This is a genomic window from Bacillus sp. SIMBA_008 (assembly GCF_046535495.1).
In the GTDB taxonomy this organism is placed as follows: Bacteria; Bacillota; Bacilli; order Bacillales; family Bacillaceae; genus Bacillus; species Bacillus subtilis.
The window spans coordinates 383,591-399,382 of record NZ_JAWRWL010000004.1 but is presented as its reverse complement, the minus strand read 5'-3'; the positions used below and the strand labels follow the sequence as shown (position 1 = coordinate 399,382).

19 protein-coding genes and 1 pseudogene are annotated in these 15,792 nt (G+C 42.2%); 11 read left to right on the top strand and 9 right to left on the bottom strand.

Annotated elements, in window-relative coordinates:
• Window positions 1-3 precede the first annotated feature (3 nt).
• Window positions 4-633 (top strand): nitroreductase family protein, encoded by a 630-nt coding sequence (locus tag SB658_RS16145; protein ID WP_069703796.1) that lies wholly within the window; start codon window positions 4-6, stop codon window positions 631-633.
• A gap of 148 nt (window positions 634-781) precedes the next feature.
• Here SB658_RS16145 and SB658_RS16140 read toward each other — a convergent pair whose 3' ends face one another.
• Both SB658_RS16140 and SB658_RS16135 read right to left on the bottom strand, forming a co-directional pair.
• A complete protein-coding gene (locus tag SB658_RS16140; RefSeq protein ID WP_069703795.1) occupies window positions 782-3,439 on the bottom strand; it encodes an MMPL family transporter in 2,658 nt (885 codons plus the stop codon).
• Entirely contained in the window at window positions 3,436-3,894 is a 459-nt protein-coding gene (locus tag SB658_RS16135; RefSeq protein WP_042977030.1) for a MarR family transcriptional regulator, read from the bottom strand. Before SB658_RS16135 ends, SB658_RS16140 begins: the two co-directional genes overlap by 4 nt.
• Before the next feature lie 168 nt (window positions 3,895-4,062).
• Here SB658_RS16135 and dinB point away from each other — a divergent pair, with 168 nt between their 5' ends.
• The 3 genes from dinB (at window position 4,063) to vmlR (ending at window position 8,090) form a co-directional block, all read left to right on the top strand.
• Window positions 4,063-4,581 (top strand): damage-inducible protein DinB, encoded by a 519-nt coding sequence (dinB, locus tag SB658_RS16130; protein WP_069703794.1) that lies wholly within the window; start codon window positions 4,063-4,065, stop codon window positions 4,579-4,581.
• 171 nt (window positions 4,582-4,752) lie between these two features.
• On the top strand, window positions 4,753-6,129 hold the full coding sequence (locus SB658_RS16125) for an amino acid permease (protein WP_014475969.1): 1,377 nt from the start codon (window positions 4,753-4,755) through the stop codon (window positions 6,127-6,129).
• 317 nt (window positions 6,130-6,446) lie between these two features.
• Window positions 6,447-8,090 carry an ABC-F type ribosomal protection protein VmlR gene (gene vmlR, locus SB658_RS16120; protein ID WP_069703793.1) on the top strand — a complete coding sequence of 548 codons (1,644 nt, stop codon included), beginning with the start codon at window positions 6,447-6,449 and terminating at the stop codon, window positions 8,088-8,090.
• 163 nt (window positions 8,091-8,253) lie between these two features.
• Here the strand turns inward: vmlR and SB658_RS16115 are convergent.
• From SB658_RS16115 to SB658_RS16105, 3 genes and pseudogenes are all read right to left on the bottom strand, one after another.
• Window positions 8,254-8,726 (bottom strand): annotated as a pseudogene (locus tag SB658_RS16115) (GNAT family N-acetyltransferase).
• Between the two features lie 162 nt (window positions 8,727-8,888).
• A complete protein-coding gene (locus SB658_RS16110) occupies window positions 8,889-9,233 on the bottom strand; it encodes a DoxX family protein (RefSeq protein WP_015715317.1) in 345 nt (114 codons plus the stop codon).
• A complete protein-coding gene (locus SB658_RS16105) occupies window positions 9,230-9,829 on the bottom strand; it encodes a TetR/AcrR family transcriptional regulator (protein WP_015715316.1) in 600 nt (199 codons plus the stop codon). The genes SB658_RS16110 and SB658_RS16105 overlap by 4 nt, the downstream gene beginning before the upstream one ends.
• Window positions 9,830-10,184: 355 nt before the next feature.
• Between SB658_RS16105 and SB658_RS16100 the strand changes: the two genes are divergently transcribed.
• The 3 genes from SB658_RS16100 to cotP are packed head-to-tail and all read left to right on the top strand — an operon-like array spanning window position 10,185 to window position 11,157.
• The gene (locus SB658_RS16100) at window positions 10,185-10,457 is read left to right on the top strand and encodes a spore germination protein (RefSeq protein ID WP_003243854.1); all 273 of its coding nucleotides are present in this window, start codon (window positions 10,185-10,187) and stop codon (window positions 10,455-10,457) included.
• Between the two features lie 13 nt (window positions 10,458-10,470).
• The gene (locus tag SB658_RS16095) at window positions 10,471-10,713 is read left to right on the top strand and encodes a spore germination protein (RefSeq protein ID WP_003234151.1); all 243 of its coding nucleotides are present in this window, start codon (window positions 10,471-10,473) and stop codon (window positions 10,711-10,713) included.
• A gap of 12 nt (window positions 10,714-10,725) precedes the next feature.
• Window positions 10,726-11,157 carry a spore coat protein CotP gene (cotP, locus tag SB658_RS16090; RefSeq protein WP_015715315.1) on the top strand — a complete coding sequence of 144 codons (432 nt, stop codon included), beginning with the start codon at window positions 10,726-10,728 and terminating at the stop codon, window positions 11,155-11,157.
• A 14-nt stretch (window positions 11,158-11,171) separates the two neighbouring features.
• Here cotP and SB658_RS16085 read toward each other — a convergent pair whose 3' ends face one another.
• A complete protein-coding gene (locus SB658_RS16085; RefSeq protein WP_015715314.1) occupies window positions 11,172-11,879 on the bottom strand; it encodes a DUF421 domain-containing protein in 708 nt (235 codons plus the stop codon).
• 208 nt (window positions 11,880-12,087) lie between these two features.
• Here SB658_RS16085 and SB658_RS16080 point away from each other — a divergent pair, with 208 nt between their 5' ends.
• The 4 genes from SB658_RS16080 to SB658_RS16065 all read left to right on the top strand — a co-directional run bounded on the left by SB658_RS16080 (window position 12,088) and on the right by SB658_RS16065 (window position 13,793).
• Window positions 12,088-12,669, top strand: a complete 582-nt coding sequence (locus SB658_RS16080; protein ID WP_003234158.1) for a DUF421 domain-containing protein — start codon at window positions 12,088-12,090, stop codon at window positions 12,667-12,669.
• A gap of 123 nt (window positions 12,670-12,792) precedes the next feature.
• Window positions 12,793-13,023, top strand: coding sequence for a spore germination protein (locus SB658_RS16075; RefSeq protein WP_017695984.1), 231 nt, complete (start codon window positions 12,793-12,795; stop codon window positions 13,021-13,023).
• Window positions 13,024-13,056: 33 nt separating this feature from the next.
• On the top strand, window positions 13,057-13,350 hold the full coding sequence (locus SB658_RS16070) for a hypothetical protein (protein ID WP_009969672.1): 294 nt from the start codon (window positions 13,057-13,059) through the stop codon (window positions 13,348-13,350).
• A gap of 206 nt (window positions 13,351-13,556) precedes the next feature.
• A complete protein-coding gene (locus SB658_RS16065) occupies window positions 13,557-13,793 on the top strand; it encodes a spore germination protein (RefSeq protein ID WP_003244342.1) in 237 nt (78 codons plus the stop codon).
• Between the two features lie 39 nt (window positions 13,794-13,832).
• Here SB658_RS16065 and SB658_RS16060 read toward each other — a convergent pair whose 3' ends face one another.
• The 3 genes from SB658_RS16060 to SB658_RS16050 all read right to left on the bottom strand — a co-directional run bounded on the left by SB658_RS16060 (window position 13,833) and on the right by SB658_RS16050 (window position 15,783).
• Window positions 13,833-14,171: a thioredoxin family protein gene (locus SB658_RS16060; protein ID WP_029725831.1), complete on the bottom strand. Its 339-nt coding sequence runs from the start codon at window positions 14,169-14,171 to the stop codon at window positions 13,833-13,835.
• A gap of 185 nt (window positions 14,172-14,356) precedes the next feature.
• Window positions 14,357-14,746, bottom strand: a complete 390-nt coding sequence (locus SB658_RS16055; RefSeq protein ID WP_003234169.1) for a DoxX family protein — start codon at window positions 14,744-14,746, stop codon at window positions 14,357-14,359.
• A 98-nt stretch (window positions 14,747-14,844) separates the two neighbouring features.
• Window positions 14,845-15,783 carry a ring-cleaving dioxygenase gene (locus SB658_RS16050; protein WP_029725830.1) on the bottom strand — a complete coding sequence of 313 codons (939 nt, stop codon included), beginning with the start codon at window positions 15,781-15,783 and terminating at the stop codon, window positions 14,845-14,847.
• Between the last annotated feature and the right edge of the window lie 9 nt (window positions 15,784-15,792).

The following is a 15,792-nucleotide window of genomic DNA, read 5'->3' as shown; positions in this document are numbered from 1 at the left end:
AACATGATCAAAACAAACGATTTTATGGAAATTATGAAAGGCCGCCGTTCTATCCGCAACTATGATCCGGCAGTAAAAATCAGCAAAGAAGAAATGACAGAGATCTTAGAGGAAGCAACAACTGCCCCATCTTCTGTTAACGCGCAGCCATGGCGTTTTCTTATCATTGACAGCCCGGAAGGAAAAGAAAAGCTCGCACCGCTTGCAAGCTTTAACCAAACACAGGTCACAACATCATCTGCTGTCATCGCTGTATTTGCAGACATGAACAATGCAGACTACTTAGAAGAAATCTATTCAAAGGCCGTGGAACTTGGTTACATGCCGCAGGAGGTCAAAGACAGACAAATCGCCGCGCTGACCGCACATTTTGAAAAGCTTCCGGCACAGGTCAACCGTGAAACGATCCTGATTGATGGAGGTCTTGTTTCCATGCAGCTGATGCTGACTGCACGCGCGCATGGCTACGATACAAACCCGATCGGCGGATACGATAAAGAAAACATCGCGGAAACCTTCGGATTAGATAAAGAACGTTATGTACCGGTTATGCTACTTTCTATCGGAAAAGCAGCAGACGAAGGCTATGCTTCCTACCGTCTGCCGATTGATACAATTGCAGAATGGAAATAAAACAAAGAGCCCGGGAATGTTTTCCGGGCTCTTTGTTTTTAAGTACCCAGCCGCCGTTTGATCGTCTGACCTTTTTTGGGTAACACGTCTGAAGTTAGTCGTTTAGTCATGAAAAAAGAGTGATGACCATTCATCACTCTTCTCTCGATTACTCTTTTCCTTTCTTCCTACCGAACGGCCACCAGTTTCCTTCTCCAAAGGTCGCAATGATTGCCGGGATGAAAAGCGGAAGAATGACAAGGCCGTAAAGCAAGAGCCCGATGATGATAACACTTGCCACCTGCATCAGTGTATTAACACCTGAAGGCATCATCGCCGCGAACGTACCGGCCAATATAATGGCAGCTGTAATAATGACAGATCCCATTTTGCTCATTGACCTGACGACACCTTGCTCAATGCCAAGGTGCACCTCTTCCTTAAATCGATCCAGCAAGAAGATCGAATAATCTACCCCTAACGCGATCAAGATGACAAAGCTGAAGAATGGCACTGCCCAGCTGACACCCGCGTTTCCTAAGCCGTTTACAAAAATTAATTCTGTTATGGATATCGACGTATAGTACGTCAGCAGCAATGACGCGATCATATAAATCGGCATGATCATTGAGCGGAACAAAATGGTTAACACGATAAACAGGCCTATAATCATAATCACCATTGTTCTGGAGAAGTCCGTTGTGGACAGCTCCTTTAAGTCCGCATTCATACTCGTGACCCCGCCGTATACGATCTGTGCATCCTCCAAAGGAGTGCCGTCAACTTCGTTTGCGACAGCTTTTTTGATTTGGTTTATTGTCGTAATAGCTTGTTCTGAGTACGGATTTGAATCCAGAACGACACTTAATTGAACACCTTTGCCGTCTGCAAAGGAATACTGGTCAATTGACTTCTTAAAGTCTTTGTCCTTCATTACTTGACCGGGAATGAATATGCCTGTATCTCTTACAGTTGAACTTTTGCTCATATCCTCTAACATATCACTGGAAGCTGTAATACCGTCAGAGACTTTCGTCAGGCCCTGATTTGCGCTTTTCACGCCTTCGGACAGCTTCTTCAGGCTTTCTGTCAGCGTTCCAGCTTGTGCCTGCTGGCCTGAGAGCTGTTGGTTCGCTTGTTCAAGGCCGGTTTGAATCTGGCCAAGCTGTCCGCTGATTGCCGTAAGCTGCTGCACGGTCTGTGCGGTATTGCCGGTTTGGGAAATCTGTTTGCTCACGAGCTGCAGCTGCTGATTGATTTTGCCCAAGCCATCTGCCGCATCGCCCAGTGACCCGCCAGACCCTCCATTTGAGGCCGAGCCGGTTTGCCCTGCCATTTGATTCAGTCCGTTTTCTATATCCGTTAATCCGCTTTGGACATCGGCAATCCCTTTTACCGTCTTATCCAGCCCGTCTGAAACCGATCCTAGCTGGTTATCAATATATAAATCTTTGATTTTTTCACCAGTCGGCTGCGTAATGGTCATAACAGAGTCAACATGATCGACTTTCTCGATCGCTTTGCTGATATTTCCTAGATAGGGGATTGTATCAGCTGTTGTAAGATCTTTGTCTCCTTTTACGACAACATTGATCGGGAACGCTTTTCCTTCCCCGAATCCATCCTTAATGGCCTCGAGAGCTTTTATAGATTTATAATCGCTGCTGATTTCCGCAGTTGAGTCGAATGAAATCTGGTCATCATAGGTCAAGATGAACGGAAGCGTAATCACCACCGTGATGACAATGAACAGAAACGGACGCGCAACGGAGTGTCTGCCGAGAAACGCCCATAGTTTGTTATCACTGTGTGACAGCACTTTCTTAGAAGGCCAGAATAATTTTTCACCCAGCGTCACCATAAATAATGGCAGCAGTGTGTAGAGGATGATCATTAAAATTCCCACACCGACTGCTACCCCTACTGCGGATTGAAAAATCGCAAACTTCGCAAATCCTAAGGCGGAAAATCCGATCAATACCGCAAATCCGCTGATAAATAAGGTTTTTCCCCCTGTGCGGTAAGCGATAAGCGCCGCTTCTTTTTTATCATGCCCGTTTGCCAATTCTTCACGGAATCGTGTAAGAAGCAGTATGCAGTAATCTGTTCCAATGCCGAACAGGATCGCGACTAAGAAGGTTTGCGTAAACGTCGAGATTGGAAAATCAACATTGTATACAAGGATGCCCAGTATGGATTGACTGATCAGATAAGAAAAACCGACAACCACAATCGGGATAAAAGGCGTCACAACAGATCGGAACACGATCAACAGTAAACCGATGATCAGGCAGACTGTGATCACTTCCGTTTTCTTAAGCCCTTCCTCTGAGCTGTGAGCGAAATCCTGGTTGATAAGGGAAGCTCCCGTAATATATGCCGTCAAGTCATCAGGAACGATTTGATAAATCTCGTCCGCAATTTTTTCCGCCTTTTTATCAGAACCTGTAATCGTGATAGGCATGAGAACGGTTTTCTTGTCTTTCGACATCAACTGGTCTTTGACTTCTTTTTCCGCTGACAGAGGAGATGTTACCTCTTCTACACCGTCGATCTTTTTAATTTTATCAATCATTATCCGGAGCTGATTCTCTGTTTCTTTCTTTATAGCGTTGTCTAATGTAAAGACAACACTGATCGAATTATTGTCTTCTCCCGCTTGTTTTAAAATGGCGTTTGCCCTTTCTGAAACAGCATCAGCGGGAAGCTGGGCCTGCCCCTTTTGATTGGCCAGCTCCGTTAAGTTCGGAGAAAACAAACTCAAAACGACGGTAAGTGCTAATACTATGGCTGCAATTGCCCACTTGAATTTGATGATTGCTCTCATTCGGCAGAATCTCCTCCTTTAAATTTGCTTTTTAAAATGGTGAATATCTCGATGATGGAATGTAAGTGTTCCTCATCTATATCATCAATCAACGGTTTGAGCGCGTTAAAGATGGCAGAATCTAATTCTTCTAGTATGTGTTCACCACTGGGTGTAATGTTAATAAGCTTAGAGCGCCTATCACTTTTTTCCGGACCGTCGTCCCATTGAACCAATCCCTTTTCGAGCAGCTTTTTCAGTCTGTTAGAGATCGCGCTCTTATGTACATTTTGGTACATGGCCAGGCTGCCGGGAGAGGTTGGGCCCTTGACTTTTAAAATTTTCAACAGGTCTGCCTGTTCCCTTGAGATATGCTTGAAGACATCCTGATTGATTTCACGATGCACAAATTCTGTCCCTTCAAGCAGGACTTCCACAAACAGGTTTATCGCCTGACATAGCTTTTGTTCATTCAATATCTTCCCCTCCTCATTATAGTTTACCCCACTAAACTTTATGTTCAATGTCAATTAGTTTATTCCTCTAAACTATATATGTCAACAAATTTTATTCACGGGCACTCTACACAGGAACGCACGTTCGTGTATAATAGAAGCTATATACATGAAAGGGGGAATTTTAACATGTCAGATTTGGCGTTCAAATTGTATGAATATAACGTCTGGGCCAATCAACAAATATTCAACCGATTAAAAGAGCTTCCAAAAGAGGTATACCATCAGGAAATTCAAAGCGTGTTTCCGTCAATATCCCATGTATTGTCTCATGTTTATCTTTCTGATCTCGGCTGGATTGAAGTGTTTTCCGGCAAAACCTTGAGCGATGCGTTGGCTTTAGCTGAACAGCTTAAAGAACAGACAGAGGCAAAAGAAATAGAGGAAATGGAAGACCTTTTTCTGAGGTTATCCGAGCGCTTTACACTATTTTTACAGCAAAAAGAACAGCTCAATCAGCCACTCCAGATTCAAAATCCCTCAAGCGGAATCATGAAAACAACTGTTTCCGAACTGCTTCCCCACGTTGTCAATCACGGGACATACCACCGCGGCAATATCACAGCAATGCTGCGGCAGGCAGGCTACGCATCCGCACCGACAGATTATGGGCTCTACCTGTTTATGAAAAAAACTGAAAAAGCATAAGAAAGCGGCTCCCTAAATGGAGCCGCTTTTTTCGGGAAATAGTCCAAATCACATTAAAATTCTTTTCATCAATCCTTTTTTAGTAAAAAAGATAGAAATTTTAGTGTTATAATAATCATTAAAAATAGATTGCTGACTCAATAAACAATTTTCAATGGAGGAACACATAAAGTGACAGACGACATGACGAAAGACAATATAAATCAGCAAACGTTGCAGAGAGGCTTGAAAAACAGGCATATCCAGCTCATCGCCATCGGCGGAGCCATTGGGACAGGCTTATTTCTCGGCTCGGGCAAATCGATTCATTTTGCCGGACCTTCGATTTTATTTGCTTATATGATCACAGGGATCATTTGCTTTTTAATTATGAGATCGCTGGGTGAACTGCTGTTATCAAACTTGAACTATCACTCTTTTGTGGATTTTGTACAAGACTACCTAGGCGATATGGCAGCATTTATCACCGGCTGGACATATTGGTTCTGCTGGATTTCCATTGCGATGGCTGATCTGACAGCAGTCGGGCTCTACACTCAATATTGGCTCCCGGGTGTGCCGCAATGGGTGCCTGGCTTAATCGCTCTTATTATTTTACTGATTATGAATCTGGCGACAGTCAAGCTTTTTGGAGAATTAGAATTTTGGTTTGCTTTGATTAAAGTCATTGCCATTTTGGCGTTAATCGTCATTGGCCTTGTGATGATTTTCAAAGGCTTTTCCACAAGCTCAGGAGTGTCCAGTTTCACAAACCTCTGGAGCCATGGAGGCCTGTTCCCGAATGGCATGCACGGGTTTATCCTCTCGTTCCAGATGGTTGTGTTTGCTTTTGTCGGCATTGAGCTTGTCGGGCTTACGGCCGGTGAAACAGAAAACCCTGAAAAAGTAATCCCTAAGGCGATCAACAATATTCCTGTCCGTGTGCTGCTTTTTTATATCGGGGCTCTTCTCGTGATTATGAGCATCTATCCTTGGGATGTCATCAATCCCAGCGAAAGCCCATTCGTACAAGTATTTGTTGCTGTTGGCATCGTCGGGGCTGCAAGTATCATCAACTTTGTTGTGTTGACATCCGCTGCTTCAGCATGCAACAGCGCTGTATTCAGTACAAGCCGTATGGTCTATTCCCTGGCGAAAGATCACAATGCGCCTGAGTCAATGGCGAAACTGACTCAGCGTAAAGTGCCTAGAAATGCTTTATTCTTTTCAGCTATCGTGATTTTAATCGGTGTTACGTTAAACTACATCATGCCAGAAGGCGTATTCACCCTGATCACAAGTATTTCAACCGTATGCTTTATCTACATTTGGGGGATTACGGTCATCTGCCATATGAAATACCGCAAAACAAGACCTGAATTAGCGAAAACAAACAAGTTTAAGCTTCCACTTTATCCGTTTACAAATTACCTGATTCTTGCGTTCCTAGCGTTTGTTCTGGTTGTGCTGGCACTGGCACAGGATACTCGTGTTTCCTTATTTGTCACACCGGTTTGGTTTATTTTGCTGATTGTAATTTATAAAGTGAGAAAAGCGAAGCATCAATAACACTCGAAACTCCTGCCTCAAAAATGAGAGCAGGAGTTTTTTGATGAAAATGACCTTTGCTTTTGAATTTGAAGGTATGCTATAGTGTTTGTAATCAAAACAAGAAGGGATGATGGGTGGACAATGATTAACTAATCTTATTTTTACCGTTTGAAATCAATATTTCAAATCAAAAAATAGGATTAGTCTGCCCATTTTCTATATATACGACCTGCTATTTATAAAAAATAGCTTATTTGATCATGCACAGGCACGGCTAATCCTTCCAACACATTTGGGAGGATTTTTTTATTCTCCCTTTAAAGCGAGGGATATGGATGAAAGAGATCGTAACATTAACAAACGTTAGCTATGAAGTGAAGGATCTGACTGTTTTTAAAAATATAAATGCCAGTGTTCAGCAAGGAGATATCATTGGAATTATCGGCAAAAACGGCGCTGGGAAATCTACGCTGCTGCACCTCATTCACAATGACTTAGCCCCTTCCCAGGGTCAAATCCTTCGAAAGGATATAAAACTGGCTTTGGTTGAACAGGAAACAGCGGCATATTCCTTTGCGGATCAGACACCTGCCGAAAAGAAGTTACTGGAGAAATGGCATGTGCCTCTTCGTGATTTTCATCAGTTAAGCGGCGGTGAAAAACTAAAAGCGCGGCTGGCGAAAGGACTATCAGAGGATGCAGATCTGCTGCTGTTAGATGAACCGACAAACCACCTTGATGAAAAAAGCTTGCAATTTCTCATCCAACAGCTGAAACATTATAACGGCACTGTGATTCTCGTTTCTCACGATCGATATTTTTTAGACGAAGCCGCAACAAAAATATGGTCGCTTGAGGATCAGACGCTGATTGAATTCAAAGGGAATTACTCCGGGTATATGAAGTTCCGGGAGAAGAAAAGACTCACCCAGCAGCGTGAATATGAAAAGCAGCAAAAAATGGTTGAACGGATTGAAGCACAAATGAATGAGCTCGCTTCTTGGTCGGAAAAAGCCCATGCTCAATCGACGAAAAAGGAAGGGTTTAAAGAATATCACCGGGTAAAAGCGAAGCGTACGGATGCCCAGATAAAATCCAAGCAGAAGCGGCTTGAAAAAGAGCTGGAAAAAGCAAAGGCGGAACCCGTTACCCCAGAATATACAGTCCGCTTTTCAATCGATACAACCCCCAAAACAGGAAAACGTTTTTTAGAAGTTCAGAATGTAACAAAAGCGTTTGGAGAAAGGACTCTCTTTAAAAACGCAAACTTTACAATTCAGCACGGCGAAAAGGTTGCGATCATAGGCCCCAATGGCAGCGGAAAAACGACATTACTGAACATCATTCTTGGACAGGAAACAGCAGAAGGAAGCGTATGGGTGTCGCCGTCCGCAAACATCGGCTATTTAACGCAGGAGGTGTTTGATTTGCCTTTAGAACAAACACCGGAAGAGTTATTTAAGAATGAAACATTCAAAGCAAGGGGGCACGTTCAAAATCTGATGAGGCACTTAGGTTTTACAGCCGCCCAATGGACTGAACCGATCAAGCATATGAGTATGGGTGAGCGTGTAAAGATCAAGCTGATGGCCTATATTCTGGAGGAAAAAGACGTGCTGATTTTAGATGAGCCGACAAACCATCTCGACCTGCCGTCACGCGAACAGCTGGAAGAAACACTATCACAATACAGCGGCACATTGCTGGCGGTTTCACATGACCGATACTTTCTCGAAAAAACAACAAACAGTAAACTCGTCATCTCAAACAACGGCATCGAAAAGCAGTTAAACGACGCTCCTTCAGAAAGAAATGAGCGGGAGGAGCTTCGGTTAAAGCTTGAGACAGAAAGACAAGAAGTGCTGGGAAAGCTCAGTTTTATGATGCCAAATGATAAAGGGTATAAAGAGCTTGATCAAGCTTTCAATGAGCTTACGAAACGAATAAAAGAGCTGGATCATCAAGACAAAAAAGACTGAGGGAGAAAGTTCAAGCGGCATTGAAAAGGACAACAGCTGTTGTCCTTTTTTCTTTATATGTTCAAGCCTTCCCATGACCTTAATGTTTCTAATGATGACTTATAGTACCCTGCCACTGCTTCCAGATAGGCATGTTGTGTTTGGGTAACGTAAGCGAATTTTTTCAGTATAGCTGTTTCCGCATACGTATATTGGTCATGGCATAACCCATCTTCTGATAAAGATAGACGGCTGTCTCGTTGTGTGCAAATACATGTAGAGCCAGCCTTTCCACACCAAGCTCTCTTGCTCTTTCATCAAGCATTTGAAGCGCCAATTGAGCAAGTCCTTTTCCGGAAAAGCTTCATACAATCCAAAGGAATAGATAAACGCTTCCTTTTGCGGATGAAACGGATCAGCGTACAGCCAGAGCCAGCCCATTCTTTCCCCTTGGTCATTTGTGATGTTCCAAAAATAATGATTGTTGCTGTCTCGCCCATTCGGAATCATGTTCTCATATGTCTGCTCCGATTTCTCAAATGCCTCTTTTTCCGTCCAAGTTCCTGAAGTTATGTTTTGTTTCGCAAAATTTTGCACGGACATCCCGCGAAAGGCTTCGAACTCTTCCTCAGTCATGTCTTCCAAAGTGAATGCCATCCTGTATTCCTCCTTTATAAAAAAAGCCCAGCTGATGCCGGACGAATAACGCAGAAATGGATCTCTATTTTACTGCTTCAGTTAATTCCTGGACTTTCTATTATTCGATAAGAACAGGAGGTTTCCTGCAAATGGGCTTGTTCTTAAACATTAGTGAAAAGCTTACGTGTAACTCCCCATGATGATCATGATAGAAACAATCAAACAGATCATCGCTGGTATCGCCATGATGGCCGATTGTCTTGCTCGAAACATATGCGCATGAATGGCTCCCGCCATGAGAACGACAAACAGAACACCTGCTCCAATCGCTGCATTCCGATTCCAAATTCCCGCTGTCATAGCAAGTGCCCCGGCTATTTCAAGAATGCCAGTAACAGTCAGAAACCATAATGGATATTGATAATGCCGCCAATGCTCAACTTGAAAGGGAACGCGGCTTACCTTTATTATGCCTCCCGCAAGCATAAAAACTGCCAAACTGACTTTCAGAATAATAGATATCATCTTACGTCATTCCCTTTCGGAAGCATCCCGTATATCAAAAGATTCACAACCTCTGCTGCGAGGCTTGCCGGATCTTTGATTCCGGTTAACAAAAATGAATCGGTTAAATGTTCAATCATGCCGATATAACACTCAGCGACAGTTTCCATATCCAGTTCAGAGTGAAAATAGCCAAGCCGCTGTTCTGCTTCTAAGTTCTCTTTCAAAACCATCGCCAAGTCTTTTTTCATTTGTTTTGCTTCCGGGTTGAGAAAAAAGCCGATCTTGGTTAAATCCTTGTCCTCAGCTAAAAATTGAAAAACAGTCTCTACAGCTAGCAGTACCCGTTTTGACACATCCTCCGTGTTTAATCCGTTTTCCAGAAGAAGTGACTCTGTCAGCTTTCTGACCCGAGAGTGAAAATCGGTTATTAACTCGGCAAAGATGGCTTCTTTGCTTTGAAAGTACAGGTAAAATGAAGGCTGCGTGAACCCAGCTTTTTTCACAATTTCACTTACCTTCGCGTCATGGAATCCCCGAATCGAAAATTCATTAGCGGCAGCTTTGAGTAACCGTTTCCGGCTTTCTTCCCCTTTACGTCCTTTTTTACTTTTCAACGAGGACCACCCCCAAAAATAATACTCGCAAGTAATGTTACTCACGAGTATTATTTCATGGCATTTGCTTCATTGTCAATAATTTCAAACTGATCCTGTTTGCCAGCTTTCTTTATTAAAGGGTCTCATGCATTTCGAATAACTGAATCAATTCATTGCTTCCTATATCAATGGCTTTTCATTCACTGATAAGTATTTGCCAAATAGATTGACATTCAGGCTGTGACAAACTTTATTCTTTTTTTCTAACGAGCATCACTCCAGGGCCAGATAGAGTTTTGCCCGTAAATGCAAGGAACAATTGGGTGCAGCGGCGCATAATGTACTGTACAGAAAGATGGAAGGGTGTGATGGGATGCCGTCTACAGTAATCAACCTATATTATTTGAAGATCAACAGTATTTCGGGCAATGGTTCAATTACAATAGGCGAAGCTGCTTATAACAGCCCTACCAACAATCAAAAATCTCAAGGGACCAACTCTTCTTTCGGTGATACATCACCTACAGAATCCGTAATGGAAAACTTCTTAAACGATCCTGATGTAAATGACCAGACATCTATCGGCAACTCTGATACATCCAACGTTAATGCTCCTCCGATTGCACCACCGCCAATTTTAGATTAAAGGGGTTTCGTCTATGCCATATCAAATTAATATCGCAAATATTAAGATCAACGGCGTCACGCAAAACGGAAATATAGATGTCGGTCCGACTGTGCACAACAGCCATACTGCGAACAGCAAATATTTTGGAGCAAACTTTTCCTTAGGGGATCTTTCGCCTACGTCTTCACTTTTAAACACTGGAAATATTGATTCAGACGTTAGTGACCAAGACCAAATCGGAAACCCTTCTGCGCCGATTTCAAATCAAATTTAAGGAGAATCTCATATGGATTTCGAAAAAATTCGAAAGTGGCTTGAGATTACGAATGAATATAAACAAAGTGACTTTTGGACAAATGTGCTCAAATATAAAGCCCCGGAACATTTTTTTGATTCCGAAGCTTCTACGTTTGTTTACGACTTTTATCAAGATGAGGAATATAATTTTATCATTGTGGAAATGCCCGGTGTGTATGAGGAAGAATTAACGATCCGTTTACTGTCTAAAACCCAGCTGCTGATCAAAGGAACGATCACGCCTGTTTTTCCAGCCGAAATGGAAGTGCTGCGTGAACGGTATTACGGAGAAATTGAGCGAATCATTCAGCTTCCCGAAGCCGCTGAAACTCATTTGTTACAGATTCAGCTGTTAAACGGGCTTCTGCATATTTCGTACCCAAGACAAGTTGAAACCATTGCGTTCAATAAGGGGCTTTAAGATTGATTGTTCCTTCATTCCTTATCCATAGGGACTGATATATGGTCTTTATATTGATCCACATAAATATCCCCATTACCCATCAGCACTGCGTACACGGTCTCTTTCACCTTTATGTCTCTTTTTCGCAATTCTTCCAAAAGCCAGGATTCCGTCAAACGATTCTGCTTTAAATTATTCTCAATGATTTCTCCGTCCATAATAAGTTCTATCGGAAGCCTTTGTTCTTGGTTTACCGCAATCATTAAATCCTGTTTGGTCACATGCCGGAATTGCGGTTTTCTTAACACAGTCAGCTGACCATTCGTTTCAAGAATGGCAAAAAGAACTTCTTCGATATTAAATATTTCTTTTTCCCGTAATTGCTGATTTAAATAATCAAGTGTGTAACGCATTTTCCTCATATTTGATTCAAGTATCTTCCCGTTTTGAATCAGCACTGTTGGATCTCCGGCAAAAAATTTCCTCAGCTTCCTGTTCTTTATCGACAGAAACGAAATTAGAAAAATCGTTAGCACAAAAATACTAAACGAAATGGCCATATTGTGCGGTTTTATTGAAGTATTGTAAGCTAATCCGGCAGCAATCGCCCCTAGTGTGATCGCCGCAATAAAATCAAAAATCGTCATTTGAGAGATTGTCTGTTTGCCTAAAATTCGTTCTGCGATTAACAGCAAGCCAAAGCTGGCAACCGTTCTAATGACAACTTCAAGTTCAATCATGTTATGGCGCTCCCCGCTTCCCAGATTGTTTCGGCCAAAAAACTCCTGTTGCTATCATTGTTTGGCTTAATATATCCATCTATACCAAAAATATTGTTCGGTTCAGGACAGAATGAACCGACTGCCTTTCGGATATATTAAATTGCGATTGGCCGGAAGAAAAGCCAATCCCATGACAAATCTAATTCATCATTGGTCAGGTGGTAGCATGAATTTCACTTGGGAATCTCTTGTTCTCATTGTAGCCGGGGTCATTTTGCTGAGAATTTCAGGAAGGAAATCAATCGCACAAATGACGTCAACTCAAACGGTTGTCATGATTTCGATCGGAACTATTATCGTTCAGCCAATCATCGAGTACAGCCTCTTCAAAACATTAATTGCAGCGGCAATTTTCACAAGCACACTCATCGTTATGGAATGGATCCAAATGAAATCGAACACCATTGAAAAGATGTTAACCGGAAAAGCAAAAATCGTCATTGAAAACGGACAGCTTCATATCGAAAACTTAAAGAAGATGAGACTTACAGCTGACCAGCTTGAAATGCAGCTAAGGCTTCACGGCGTTACGGCTATACAAGATGTCAAAATTGCGACATTAGAGGCCAACGGACAATTAGGAATTGAATTGACTGATGACGCCAAGCCTTTAACAGTCAGGGATCTGAAAAAACTCATTCACCCCGATTTCATAAATAAGGACGGACAAGCCCAGTCTGGCAATCAGAATATTTTTGATGAAGTTGGCAAAAAAAATAAAAAAAACGTCCCTAAAAAGCTGCATTAACAAAAGGCGCTTGTGGCATTTTGCAGGTTTTTGTCTCTTACTGAAAGTTTTTGCCGTTTTGTTTAAGCAACTGCTGCTCACACACCATATTGTATAAACAGTCATAACAGAGAGGAGAGATGAATGATGAAATTCCCAGTTTATATTCATTCGATATCCGGGAACAGCGTTTTTAATAACGGATTTGCAGTTTCCATCAGCCCGTTCTCTGTGTCTAAAACAACAGAGGGTTCCGGTGGGAGTAATACAGGTTTGGTTTTTGAATCCAATACTTTAAGCCAAACAAGCTCCGCCAATCAATCCCAAAATGTAACATATGCGATCCAAGAGCTGCTTTCCAAGCTTTTAGCGTAAAAATTAAGAAATAAACACTTCATGAGGTGCCGTATGGCTTTTCCAATTATTCACACGAACTTTTGGGATGCTGTGATAGCTGTTCCAATCATCATATTGATAACCCAAATCCTCAAAATATTATTGAAAATCCCCAAAACTTTTGTACCGTCAGTTGCCTTAATAACAGGCCTTGTCATTTCTGTTTTCATAAGCCATCGACACAGCCTCTTTTCTGGCGTATTTATGGGCTGGTTTTATGGCTACGCTGCTATAGGCTCCTACTCATCATTAAAAACGACCATCTTATCCTTCAGGCAAACGAAAAACGATACATCAAATTCATAGATGACATATAACGATCTGCCGCCTCTTTATCAGGCGGCTTTATTTCTGCTGATAGGTTGATCATCTTCAAAAGAGATGCTCATTCACTCGCTATTATTTTTACCATTATGTTGATGCAATGATATAAAAACGCAATATCATAGAAGTAAATAGACTGTCAGCGTCCTCTATGACGGCTACTTCTGAGTGAAAGGAGTTTTTGAAGCATGCGATCTCAAATCAACATCTCAAATCTCACGATAAATGGAATGACACAAAACGCCAATACAGATATCGGACAAAACTTGCAAAACAGCCATACTGCGAACAGCAAAAATTACGGAGTGAATTTCACATTAGGAGATTACTCTCCTTCTCATTCAATTATTATTTCAGCAAGTTGTGATAATGATACAAGTGATCAAGGGCAGGTTGATAACCCTTCTTCGCCTAGTGAAGAATAAAAAAAGAACTCATTTGAGTTCTTTTTTTGCCTTATTCCTTTATTCGCCTTCATATAATCGATAAACCCTTTTCAGCTTTTGTTCAAGCTGTTCAAAATGAACAAAACGGGCTTCTCTTAGAAACTCAGTCCCATCAATGAACAAAAGAAGCACAGGAACGGTGAAAACTGAAAATCTGCCGGCGACCTCTGCTACATCGTCAGCATTGATATGCCCCAATTTGATGTTTGGAAACTGATCCAATACTATTCTGATCTGGGGCAGAACTGCGTGACATACTGAACAGCCAGGCCTTGATATATAAATAAAACTGAATTTGTGCTGTTTGATAAAGTTTTCTATAGAAACTAATGAATGTAATTCTGTCATCTTTTTCATCCATTTACTCCTTCAAATAGGTCTGTTTTTCATGACCAAGCTCATCAATACGTATCATTCACTATACAGATTTATATTTATGATATCCGCTTTTTTGCTTTGCAGAGTACCTGCAAGCTTGCCGAAAATGTCAAAATAAAAGAACAGTTACCGACAAGCAGCAACTGTTCTTACATACTTTCGTATTAAAAATGCAAAGCGTAAGCTCCTGAACCGATGAGTGCAACCCCTATGGAAACTGCAATGAGCACCAGGTTATATTCAAAACCTCCGGCGCCATTCGCAAAACCTTTCGCTCCATGGACTTTTACGATAGCACCTAACATGATGATCGTTATGATAGCAGCTCCAAGCGGGAGGAATACGCCTAAAATAAATAGAATTCCGCTTACTAACTCCCCAAGACCTGATAGAGCGGCCGCAACGTTTCCTGGTTTCACCCCAATTGATTCGAACCATTGTCCGGTTCCTTTAATCCCGTATCCGCCAAACCAGCCGAATAATTTTTGTGTGCCATAAAACAAAAACACCACACCAATCATTATACGAATAAGCAACAGTCCTGCATCTTCCATTTGTATCTCTCCTCATCTTTGATTTTATCTGATTCTTTGCTGACGGTATCCAGCAATCATCAATTGAATATATGTTTCTTTATTTTTTATGTGTCAAATCAATCTAACTCTCTTACTTCAAACGGCAGCAGCTCTTGTTCAATTTGTGTGCGATGCGGTTCATATTGCACAGGCAGCATCAGTTTTTCGCCCATTGTTTCCTGTGTTTCATCATGTGCAAAGCCCGGGGGATCAGTTGCGATTTCAAACAGGATTTCCCCGTGTTCCCTGAAGTAAATGGCATTAAAGTAGTTTCTATCCCGAACAGGAGTTACACCATATCCGTGGGAAGCAATATATCTTTGCCAATCTAACTGATCTTCATCATCGTTAGCCCGCCAAGCGATGTGATGCACCGTTCCGGCCCCCATTTGCCCGCGGCCAATAGGCGTTAACTTAAGGTCAATCACATTTCCGATATCACCGGCGGAACGATAACGAACGAAGTCTCCTTCTTTGCCGACTCGCTCCAGCCCCATGATGTTTTCTAAAAGGTCAGCGGTTTTGTCAGGCTGCGCTGATAATAGGGTTGCACCCCCAAAACCTTTAATGGCAACATCGGGCGTTACATCTCCGAAAGTCCACGTATTAGCCTCTCCTTCTTCTCTTTCCACGATTTCTAAGTGCAGTCCATGAGGATCATCAAATTCTACATATTGTTCCCCAAAGCGCTCGATTTTGGTGTAGGGAACGTTGAACTTTTCTAGTCTCTTTTCCCAAAATGCCATAGCCCCTTTCGGCACGACATACGAAGTCACGCCAACTTGACCGTCTCCAATGACGCCTTGGCGGGCTCCGGCCCACGGAAAGAAGGTAATGATTGTTCCCGGCTTCCCGCCTTCATTCCCAAAATAAAGATGATACGTACCTGGGTCATCAAAATTGACAGTTTGCTTGACCAAACGAAGCCCAAGCACTCCTGCGTAGAAATCTGTGTTCTCTTGAGGGTGACCGACAATCGCTGTAATATGATGAATTCCCATCGTTTTTTTCGCCATTTTTATCCG

Coding starts and splice junctions, on each gene's coding strand:
- SB658_RS16145 (WP_069703796.1), top strand. CDS start 4: ATGATCAAAACAAACGATTTTATGGAAATTATGAAAGGCCGCCGTTCT.
- SB658_RS16140 (WP_069703795.1), bottom strand. CDS start 3,439: ATGAGAGCAATCATCAAATTCAAGTGGGCAATTGCAGCCATAGTATTA.
- dinB (WP_069703794.1), top strand. CDS start 4,063: ATGTCAGATTTGGCGTTCAAATTGTATGAATATAACGTCTGGGCCAAT.
- vmlR (WP_069703793.1), top strand. CDS start 6,447: ATGAAAGAGATCGTAACATTAACAAACGTTAGCTATGAAGTGAAGGAT.
- SB658_RS16110 (WP_015715317.1), bottom strand. CDS start 9,233: ATGATATCTATTATTCTGAAAGTCAGTTTGGCAGTTTTTATGCTTGCG.
- SB658_RS16100 (WP_003243854.1), top strand. CDS start 10,185: ATGCCGTCTACAGTAATCAACCTATATTATTTGAAGATCAACAGTATT.
- SB658_RS16095 (WP_003234151.1), top strand. CDS start 10,471: ATGCCATATCAAATTAATATCGCAAATATTAAGATCAACGGCGTCACG.
- cotP (WP_015715315.1), top strand. CDS start 10,726: ATGGATTTCGAAAAAATTCGAAAGTGGCTTGAGATTACGAATGAATAT.
- SB658_RS16085 (WP_015715314.1), bottom strand. CDS start 11,879: ATGATTGAACTTGAAGTTGTCATTAGAACGGTTGCCAGCTTTGGCTTG.
- SB658_RS16080 (WP_003234158.1), top strand. CDS start 12,088: ATGAATTTCACTTGGGAATCTCTTGTTCTCATTGTAGCCGGGGTCATT.
- SB658_RS16075 (WP_017695984.1), top strand. CDS start 12,793: ATGATGAAATTCCCAGTTTATATTCATTCGATATCCGGGAACAGCGTT.
- SB658_RS16070 (WP_009969672.1), top strand. CDS start 13,057: ATGGCTTTTCCAATTATTCACACGAACTTTTGGGATGCTGTGATAGCT.
- SB658_RS16065 (WP_003244342.1), top strand. CDS start 13,557: ATGCGATCTCAAATCAACATCTCAAATCTCACGATAAATGGAATGACA.
- SB658_RS16060 (WP_029725831.1), bottom strand. CDS start 14,171: ATGAAAAAGATGACAGAATTACATTCATTAGTTTCTATAGAAAACTTT.
- SB658_RS16055 (WP_003234169.1), bottom strand. CDS start 14,746: ATGGAAGATGCAGGACTGTTGCTTATTCGTATAATGATTGGTGTGGTG.
- SB658_RS16050 (WP_029725830.1), bottom strand. CDS start 15,783: ATGGCGAAAAAAACGATGGGAATTCATCATATTACAGCGATTGTCGGT.